6 protein-coding genes are annotated in these 9,512 nt (G+C 54.0%); 2 read left to right on the top strand and 4 right to left on the bottom strand.

Going from position 1 to position 9,512, the window contains the following annotated elements:
• Window positions 1–105: 105 nt before the first annotated feature.
• The gene (locus FS320_RS32010; protein ID WP_152716479.1) at window positions 106–882 is read right to left on the bottom strand and encodes an FkbM family methyltransferase; all 777 of its coding nucleotides are present in this window, start codon (window positions 880–882) and stop codon (window positions 106–108) included.
• 167 nt (window positions 883–1,049) lie between these two features.
• The gene (locus FS320_RS32005; RefSeq protein WP_152716478.1) at window positions 1,050–1,628 is read right to left on the bottom strand and encodes a methyltransferase domain-containing protein; all 579 of its coding nucleotides are present in this window, start codon (window positions 1,626–1,628) and stop codon (window positions 1,050–1,052) included.
• A 716-nt stretch (window positions 1,629–2,344) separates the two neighbouring features.
• Between FS320_RS32005 and FS320_RS32000 the strand changes: the two genes are divergently transcribed.
• Entirely contained in the window at window positions 2,345–4,459 is a 2,115-nt protein-coding gene (locus FS320_RS32000; protein WP_152716477.1) for an FG-GAP-like repeat-containing protein, read from the top strand.
• Between the two features lie 287 nt (window positions 4,460–4,746).
• Here FS320_RS32000 and FS320_RS31995 read toward each other — a convergent pair whose 3' ends face one another.
• Window positions 4,747–5,385 (bottom strand): NeuD/PglB/VioB family sugar acetyltransferase, encoded by a 639-nt coding sequence (locus tag FS320_RS31995; protein ID WP_152716476.1) that lies wholly within the window; start codon window positions 5,383–5,385, stop codon window positions 4,747–4,749.
• A 508-nt stretch (window positions 5,386–5,893) separates the two neighbouring features.
• Window positions 5,894–7,039, bottom strand: coding sequence for a glycosyltransferase family 4 protein (locus FS320_RS31990; protein ID WP_162003384.1), 1,146 nt, complete (start codon window positions 7,037–7,039; stop codon window positions 5,894–5,896).
• A 580-nt stretch (window positions 7,040–7,619) separates the two neighbouring features.
• On the opposite strand from FS320_RS31990, the gene FS320_RS31985 reads away from it, so the two are divergent.
• Window positions 7,620–9,041, top strand: a complete 1,422-nt coding sequence (locus tag FS320_RS31985) for a mannose-1-phosphate guanylyltransferase/mannose-6-phosphate isomerase (RefSeq protein ID WP_152716474.1) — start codon at window positions 7,620–7,622, stop codon at window positions 9,039–9,041.
• Window positions 9,042–9,512 lie beyond the last annotated feature (471 nt).

Raw genomic sequence — 9,512 nt, 5'->3', positions numbered from 1 at the left:
TCAAGCGTACCGTGATCAGCCACATGCGCCGGCTGACAAAGCTCCCCGAACGGATCCGAAGCTACTTCAGGCATCAGCCATTCCGCTATGCCGCGTAGTTCAAGATCACCCAAGCCGGATCAATAACTGGTCTCGCTCGCTAATTAGTTCATCAAGATCAGCACGGGAGATAATTTCGTCCGGGATTGGGAGGGCTACCGCAGTTTTGGGCTGTGCTGCGCTCCTGAACGCGAACAAAGGCAAGACGTCGCGGCGCAGAAAGAATGCGTTGGCGTTCGAACTCACATCGTATTCGTATCCCATCTCTGCGAGTATATCTCGTAGGATCCCGAAGCCGGAATGCCCAACCTCGACACACATGACACTCGGCAAAACATCACTGTCACGCATCCCGTCGAGAACAGACGCTTCATGTCCCTCCACGTCGAGGACCATAAGATCGATGCGCGAGATCTTTTGCCGGTGGATGAAGTCATTCCACGCCAGCACATTGATCGTAATTTCTTCGAATGTGCACCCTTGCGCTATCAGATACTCTTTGAGTGCAGGTGAGTGCTCAACCGCTCCGATGGTTGTGTCCCGTCCATAAACGGGGTGGACAACGCTTTGGAACCTTTGCGTTCCGGTTCTGTCCGAAAGACCGACGTTGAGATTGCTGCTCATCGGTCGGTTCTGTGTGAGTCGCTCATAGATCCAAGGGACAGGCTCGAGATTATAGCCTTTCCAGCCCATGGTCTCTTCGAAGAAGCGGCATGAGCACTCTGTCTGACCATCAAAAGCGCCACATTCCACGAAAACGCCTTGGGTGCCGAGATCCGGAAAGTATCGCTCAAAGATGAACCGATCTACCGGAGGGTCAAACTGCCCATAAAATTTCATCATTAGTCCAGTTCTGTCCTAGGAGTTCTGCTCTGGTAACGCTGGTGAAAGCTCATTTCGGGCTTGCAAGAGAATTGAAGTCCTTTCTATTACTTATGCCCTAACATCTACCTCGACAGTCGAATTCAATCTGGTGTCTGCTGCTACATGGCTACCGCGAGCCGACATGATTACAGACGCTCGAAAACGACGTTAATATACTCGCCGTCCTCAACGCGATCGATGACCCGGAACCCCGTTCTCTCCGCTAATGCCTCAGTGGAACGGCCGACGGGGAAGTAGGTGTGGAACCGGGTGAACTCATACCGGTACTCGTAGCAGGGCGACGAATGCGCCATTTTGGCGCCAGGCGGCAGGATGGCGTGGAATTCCCTGAACTGCGCAACAGGATCGACGAAATGCTCAATGACATTGTTCGAGAAGATCCCGGCGATTGCAGTGGGCAGCGCTGCCTTCGCGGTTGCTACGAACTGTGATGCTGTTTCGGCCGAAGGCTCATAGCCCCATACATTCCATCCATTCGCTCGGAGTTGATCAACGGTGCTATTCCATGCTCCGCAGCCCCAATTGACATACACCTGACTTTTCTCTGGAGCGAGCGAGTGAAACGTCCGGATTTCGTTCGCAGTGGTGCAAGGGGAGCAGGTGGCGCGTAAGACGCGAGCCTTCGAAGTACCCTTCCAGCTAAGCTGCGTATCATGTTTTCCCCGTGCCAGTTGCGCTGCTTTGTTGCATGACCGGTAGTTCAACTCAAGGTGAGCGAAGTGCCCTAACTAAACTCAGCGCCCGTTAAGTAATAGGTCTGTACACTATTGATATGTCATAACAAAACTATTAAGACAGTGTCGGTGGCTTAATTCCGCCCCTGGGCGCCACTCCTGTTCCTTAGCTGCACAGGTGCCGGTATTATCGTAGCGGGCAGTCTGCGCAATAGCTTCACCCAAACGACGGTGCGGGACGTCTGACCGCAACCTAAAGACACAACTCTAAAGCTTCTTCAACGGAGTCGGCTCGATCACTCAGGTCGGGACGAACTTGGCAAACTATTCGTGGATGGCGAATGACGGCACAATTATTGACGCCACCAAGGGCACCGCCACGGTGTGATATAATCTGCGGAACATGCCGAGGATTAGCTCGGATGACTGTGTGGCTGTATGCTGCCGACGGGCAACATCGCCAATGCCCTCCGTTCGGCTTTGTGTATGATATGTCTGCCGACATGATCGGATGCTGTAGAATTCGAGCAACACACTGGACAATTGTGCGAAATGATTCGTGCCTCAGGAGGCTGCTGAAGACACCTTGGTTCAAGCTTACCTGATCAAGCCGTCCGTCCTTATGCTCTCTCTGCCTCTCCGTATCCGCTAGCCCGGGCTAAAGTCCTATGCTACCCACGTCTCAGTCTCAAATCGCAGCCGTCTAGGCTCCACGTACGATTAGGAGACAAGGGGCTAGGATTGCGATGATCGCTACAGACGGTTCGGACACCCTCGAAGGAACTCTTGGGAGCGATACCCTACGCGGAGGCCGCGGGGATGATACTTATTACGTCAATCACTTCGACGACCGCGTGCTTGAGGAGCCCGGCGAGGGCAACGATATCGTTCTATCGAGCATCAACTTTGCTTTGGCGCAAGGATCCGAAGTTGAGGTTCTTAGAGCGATTGTCGCAGCCGGTCTCGCACTGACCGGCAATGAGTTCTCGAACACCATCATTGGTAGTGTTGGCAATGATACCCTTGATGGCGGCGGTGGGGTTGATAGCCTAGCCGGAGGAGGTGGGAACGATACCTACCTCGTCGATGACCCACTTGATCTCACAACCGAGGCCGCAGGCGCAGGCTATGACACCGTCCTGACGAATGTCTCCTATTCACTTACTGATACGAGTGAGATCGAGGAGTTAAAGGCCCGAGGCACTGCGCCTATCAATCTCGCGGGCAATAGCCTGGACAATTCGCTTTTCGGCAATGTCGCTGCCAACGAAATTCACGGCCGGGCCGGAAACGATGCAATCTACGGTGACGGCGGCGACGATCGGCTGTCGGGAGACGATGGCCAAGATACCCTCTACGGTGGAATGGGGGATGATCGTCTGGATGGCGGAAACGGCGATGATTGGCTCTACGGAGATGTAGGAAACGACACGTTCATCGGAGGTGACGGCAACGACGTTCTCTATGGCGGTGTCGGCGATGATTACCTCGATGCCGGAAGTGGCGATGACATCATCTACGGAGACGTTGGTAATGACACCGTCCACGGCGGATCAGGCAATGATCTGATCTATGGCGGGCCAGGCAACGGCCTGCATTACGGTGGTGGCGACAATGACGCCATCTATGGCAGCTTCAACAATGATGTGATCTTTGGTGAGGCCGGAGATGATCGCCTTAGCGGGGATTCTGGAAGCGACTTCATCGATGGTGGTGATGGCGACGATGTCCTAGTCGGCGGCGGAGGTAGCGATATATTAGATGGCGGCGCGGGATTTGATGCGGCTGTTTTCCTGGGCCACTTCGACCGCTACGACCTCATGTGGAGGGATAGTCAATCCATCATTGTTATCGATCAGCTCGGTACTGATGGAACTGAGTTCATCTCAAACATCGAGCAGTTCATGTTTGCCGATGTGACCTACTCGTTCAGCGATGCAAACTTTCTCGCCAAACTTGCGAAGGGCGGCAGCTATTTCAATTATTCTGCCATAGCGCTCGCTGGCTTTGGGTCATCGTCAACCGCCGGCGGATGGACCAGCAACGATCGCTACCCACGCCAGTTGGCGGATGTAAACGGGGATGGGCGCACCGACATCGTGGGCTTCGGTGAGGCTGGTGCCTTGGTGTCCTTGGCCACGCCGGGTGGTACTTTCGCCGGAATGTCCCTGGCCTTGGCAGGCTTTGGCTCCTCAGCCTCAGCCGGCGGCTGGGCCAGTAATGATCGGTACCCGCGCCAGCTGGCGGACGTGAATGGTGATGGGCGTACTGACATCTTGGGCTTTGGTGAAGATGGTGTGCTGGTGTCACTGGCCCAGGCGGATGGTACCTTTGGCGGCATGAGGTTGGCCTCTGCCGGCTTTGGCGCGTCGGCGGCCTCGGGTGGCTGGGCCAGCAACGATCGCTACCCGCGTCAATTGGCGGATGTAAACGGGGATGGGCGCGCCGACATTGTGGGCTTCGGTGAGGACGGGGTCTATGTGGCGTTGGCAACGGGGGGAGGCTCATTTGCAGGTCCAACTCTGACGCTGGCAGCATTTGGCGCCTCCGCGGCCGCTGGTGGTTGGTCCAGCAACGGTCGCTACTTGCGTAAACTTGGGGATGTAAATGGGGATGGCCGGGCTGACATTGTCGCCTTTAGTGAAGCCGGGGTCTATGTAGCGTTAGCCAGTAGTAATGGCTCATTCCTCACACCATCTTTTGCACTCCCAGCGTTTTCAGCGGGAGCTGGTGGCTGGGCAAGCAACAGTCTCTATCCTCGCGATCTGGCCGACGTAAACGGTGATGGCCAGGCTGACATCGTGGGCTTTGGGTCGGCAGGCACGTACATCTCGTTCGCGAAGGACACGCTCCTGCTCTGATCTGCTTTCTGCTCTAATCCTTGAAGCCGGAATCCTACGACGAATGCCCGCGGATTGGACAAGGGCTGTTCACCGGCTTTCTCGGTCGCATCTTGAAGACTGGTGTTCTGATCAAGTCCGCTCGTTGTAGCGGGCGGACTTTTTAGAACTCGAGAACGCTTAGATTAGAGCAGCTCAGGCTTTCTGCCTTTGTCGCATCGAACTATTAGCGAAAGCATTTCACAGCCAGTTTCGTAATGACCCACAACACTTTTGGAATGCATCAAGCCGGACCGTACGTCCGGAATTTAGACATCCGGCAATTGCTTAATAATTCGCACAGGTACTCCAACAGCGGTTGTCCTATTGGGAAGGCTAGCAACTACTACTCCGCCAGCACCTACAGTCACCTCATCTCCAATCTTAATCTCCGGGATGACCTTGCACCCAATGCCTAGAAGGCTCATTCTTCCAACGACGACGTTTCCGGCTAAGCAGCATTGAGGCGCAATATGAACTCCTGTCCGTATTTCACAGTCGTGGTCTATGGTAGCGCCAGTGTTGATGATTGCGAGATCAGCGATTCTTGTTTCCGCATTGATGACTGCGCCAGCCATTATTGCAATTCCGACCCCGAGCCGAGCTGTCGGTGAAATACTGGCATGAGGGCTGATTGCATTTACTAGTTGGTAGCCTTGCTCAAGAGCAAGAGAGGCCAATCGCACTCTGATTGCATTTGAGCCTATTGCTACAAACAGTCTCTGATACCCTGCTTGACGCAATTTCTTAAGGTTTTCATCTCCTTTGAGAACCGGCACGCCAACGCAGTGGTCCGAGCTATCTGCACTACCGACACAGTAGGCAATACGGTGCCCCATTGCCTGAAGCAACTCAACGCAGACCTTTGCGTGCCCTCCGGCGCCAATCACAACTACTTCATCTTTCATGCACAATCTTCCAGAACGTCCGTAACTTTGGAATTAACGTTCAAAAGGGGCCGAGGTGGTGAGTTCCAGTTTCGTTTGGGATTCTTTCTTGGCATCTCAATATTCATCAATCGCACATGAGCATGCGTCAGGAAAGGTAAAGTGACTGAGTGTTCGATACACCTGTTTGCTCTAAGCGGCGCGCACAGCCTATTCACTGGATCGGATGGGTATGATGACCCATGCATTATCAATGACATACGAAGCGTTAGCTCGATAGGCTGCTCCTCCCGTGCAGTGCTGCTGCCCAAAGCCTATGAGTCGAGACCGAAGAACACTGCCGATGTTTCGTCGCGAACCAGAGGATCTCATGGAGTCGTACGTACTACGTGCAGGAGGTTCGAACCAACACCTCGAGGCAGCTGTGACCGCTGGAGGGCTGCCATATCTTCAGCCGATCCAGTCAATTACAGATACATGTGACGCTCCTCCGCAGAAGAGATTTGTCAGTCAAGTCTGGAAACCCAAGTCACACATCGCCTATTTCCTTTACAAGCTCTATCCACCCTTGGTTAGCCCCTCGCTCGGCCAGCAGTTTCGCTGCCCCATGCGAAAGGTTCACAAGGTCCTCCGGCTTGTCAAAAACCGTCTGTAAAGCTTGGCTGAGGCCATGGGCATCCGCCGTTCGTGCGATGAGACCGGCGGCTCCAAATCCAATCTGCTCCGGTAGAGCTCCTGTAGGCATCACGAGACTCGGCAACGCCCAGGAGAGAGCCTCGGCAATCACTCCTGACTGGCTAGCTTCGGTATATGGACAGAGCAACAAGTGATGGCTTGAGAAGAGCTCGTTGGTCCGTTGGTTGCTGATCCATCCTAGCTCCAAATTGACCTGGGGCCAATCAGCGAAGTCTCTTCTGATCGTTGCTTCAAGTGGTCCAGAACCTGCAATTGTAAGCTGCCAACCAGGCTGAAACTTGAATGGCTTTAGAGCTTCGGAGAGCAAGTTTAAGCCTTTATATGGAAGGAGCCGACCATAAAATAGAAGGCGTGTTGGCTCATTGGAGAAGCGCCAGCTAGACAAGTGAGTGCGCTTAATCGGGTAAATCGTTTCGAGGGGAATTAGCGAAGTTCTGCCTTTAGGTGTTGAGTACTTTTCTGCGACCCGCTTCAAAACATGACCTGACAGAGCAACGATATGGTCTGCGCGCCTAATAAGCACGTCCTGAGTCAGTCGCTGCCAAGTCGCCGCGTAATCACCCGGATGCGGTTCTGCATCATGCGTTACGTAGATGATTTTTAATCCTCTTCTCTTCAAGCTATAGATGAACGGCCATGCAAATGGAGAATTCATCGTAAAAACAACGACATCCGGTTTTAGTGAGACTAGTAAATCAGCATGGGCACGCAGCCGGAATGGAAGTGCCCACATTTCACGCAACAAAGTCGAAAGTCTTGGGCGGTCAAAGGTGATGACGTTGATATCTTCTGCTCTGAAAAGCTGAATATCGGCATTAGAATCTGAGAGTGAAAGCACCACATCGATGGGCTGCTGTGCTGCCTTTAGGTGCTGAGCCAAGAAAAGAGTGAAAAGTGAGCCTCCTCCACGAGTTCCCCAATAGTGGAGGACAACCCGCGTTGGTACTTGCCTTCGATAGTTGGTGGGTTGCCTATCCATCCGAATAGTCATACTATTGGAAGCCTCATTTATCTTGTAGTTATCGTTAAGTCTTACTTAATCCATGTTGTCATTAGAGCTGTTAGCTCTGAACGTGGCGGTCACTTCTCCGCACATTTGTCAGTATCAGCCTTCCGATCGATGTAAATGGGAGCTGTGATCAATGGCCTCTCAGTTGGCCGAGGAGCCTTCGACCCAGTATATCTGCATCTCCAAAAATCTAGGAACCGGATGAACCTTTCTGTGCAAAGCTTTGAGGAGGGAAGATCAGAGCGTCACGTTATAAGTACGCGAAGTTATTATAAAATAACATATAATTGAGATGTTCCTAGAGCCTTAGCCCTACTGAAGCCAGCAGCACGACGATGGAATGCCACTATTGCGGTCTGCCGCATCTGTTTACGTAGCTTGCGGAGCGGCAGTCTCGTTGACTTACCTGCGGACTGCGGGGCGAAGCAGGCGCGGTCTGAGAGCAGAAACAGAGTAGCCACAATCCAAAGGTGCTGAAACCATTATGGATGAGTTGACGGCAAACGAGGCGGTGGTTACGAGGCGACAGTTAGAAGGAGAAGGGCCTGCGATGAGTGAGGGCAGCATTCAGATCCTACCGGTGGTAATGTGTGGAGGCTCCGGTACACGGCTGTGGCCAGCTTCTCGAGACAGTATGCCGAAGCAGTTCATCGACCTCATCGGCCAGCACTCGACATTTCAGACGGCAATTCAGCGCGTCACGGCGCCGCAGGTGTTTCAGCGTCCAGCTATCATTTCTAGCAATGATGTTCGATTCATCGTGGCTGAGCAGCTAGCGCAGATCGGGGTGCAGGCCGACATCATCCTTGAGCCCATTCAGCGAGACTCAGCGGCCGCCATTGCGGTTGCCGCCTGTCATGCAGCGCGGGTTTACCCCGAGGCGATCGTCCTTGTGATTGCAGCTGATCATGTCGTAGAGGATGTCGATGCCTTTGTGACAGCCTGCCAGGCGGCCATCGAGCCGGCCCGCCAAGGGCATATCATGACCCTAGGTGTCGTGCCGCAGTATCCAGCAACCAGCTATGGCTACATCCAGCCTGGAAAAGCCATCAAAGGCACCGATGCCAATCGGGTTGATCGTTTTGTCGAAAAGCCCAATGCCGAAACCGCACTAACTTACATCGATCAAGGCTTCTTGTGGAACAGCGGCAACTTCCTGTTCCGGGCCGATGTCATGATCGAGGAACTGGAACGCTTCCAGCCGGCAATCTTGGCCGCCGCTAGAGATGCTCTTGAGCGCGCCACCATCGACCTCGACTTCATCCGTTTGGACGAGGAGGCCTTTAAGCAAGCGCCTAAGACCTCCATCGACTACGCCGTCATGGAGCGGACCGAACGGGCAGGAGTGCTGCCAGTCTCGTTTTCCTGGTCTGACATTGGCACTTGGGGAGCTCTCTGGGATGCGTCGCCGCGGGATCACGACGGCAATGCGGTTCGTGGTAACGTGGAGGTCCTGGAGGCTCGGAATAGCCTCATTCACAGCGACGACATTCTCACCACGGTAGTTGGTCTGGAAGATGTTGTTGTTGTCGCCAAACCTGATGCGGTGCTGGTAACCTCACGCAATCGCTCTGAACTGGTGAAGGATTTAGTGGTCTCGATGAAGGCCAAGCAGGTACCGGAAGCCACCGAACATCTGCGGATGTATCGTCCCTGGGGCTGGTATCAGCGGATTGACCGGGGCTCCCGCTTCCAGGTGAAACGCATTATGGTCAAACCCGGCGGTCGTCTCTCGCTGCAGAAGCATCACCATCGGGCCGAGCACTGGGTGGTGGTGCGAGGCACCGCCGAGGTAGTCGTGAACCAGGATATGGTGATCTTGCACGAGAATGAATCGGTCTATATCCCCATTGGCGCCGTTCATCGCCTTACCAATCCGGGTCGCATTCCGCTGGAACTGATTGAGGTGCAGGTGGGCAGCTATACCGGTGAGGATGACATCATTCGCGTCGAAGATGTCTATGGCCGGTAAAATCGAGTAGAATGAGTTGCTGGCTCTGTGCAACAGGCGTTTCCAGAGCTGGCGTGGTAGTTGCTGCACTCACCGCGGCACAATCGGCCTAGACACATTTCGTTTTCAAAGGCTCTGCTGTCCAAAAGGCAGCGGCCTCCTCGGTGCATGAGCCCCAATGTGTTGGATCTTTGGGCGCTTGATCTTCGCAGCCTGATGATGATTGTCTTTGGTCTTTGCTAGAGCATCCGACGAGAAGTCGGATCCGATGAGTTCTGCATCTCAGTCATCCTGAAGCCATCTCGAAGCCGCCCGTTGTGCGTCCAATTAACGTTCCGCTACCAGACACCTACGACTTAGCTAACCCGGTTAATTCACGGCGCCCCATCTGAGATTGGCTGTACGAGCCTTGCTGGCAAAGTTGACCGGATTTCAGGCATGTCCTCACCACCTCCAGGCGTTCTGCTTGGCGGATGAGAGCGGCGCGTTTGC

Origin of the sequence: Microvirga tunisiensis (assembly GCF_009296175.1) — a bacterium.
GTDB classification, from domain to species: Bacteria; Pseudomonadota; Alphaproteobacteria; order Rhizobiales; family Beijerinckiaceae; genus Microvirga; species Microvirga tunisiensis.
This window is presented reverse-complemented; position numbering and strand designations above follow the sequence as displayed.

Bases quoted from the DNA above. Each gene is read 5' to 3' on its own strand.
- FS320_RS32010 (WP_152716479.1), bottom strand. From the start codon at position 882: ATGATGAAATTTTATGGGCAGTTTGACCCTCCGGTAGATCGGTTCATC.
- FS320_RS32000 (WP_152716477.1), top strand. From the start codon at position 2,345: ATGATCGCTACAGACGGTTCGGACACCCTCGAAGGAACTCTTGGGAGC.
- FS320_RS31995 (WP_152716476.1), bottom strand. From the start codon at position 5,385: ATGAAAGATGAAGTAGTTGTGATTGGCGCCGGAGGGCACGCAAAGGTC.
- FS320_RS31990 (WP_162003384.1), bottom strand. From the start codon at position 7,039: ATGGATAGGCAACCCACCAACTATCGAAGGCAAGTACCAACGCGGGTT.
- FS320_RS31985 (WP_152716474.1), top strand. From the start codon at position 7,620: ATGAGTGAGGGCAGCATTCAGATCCTACCGGTGGTAATGTGTGGAGGC.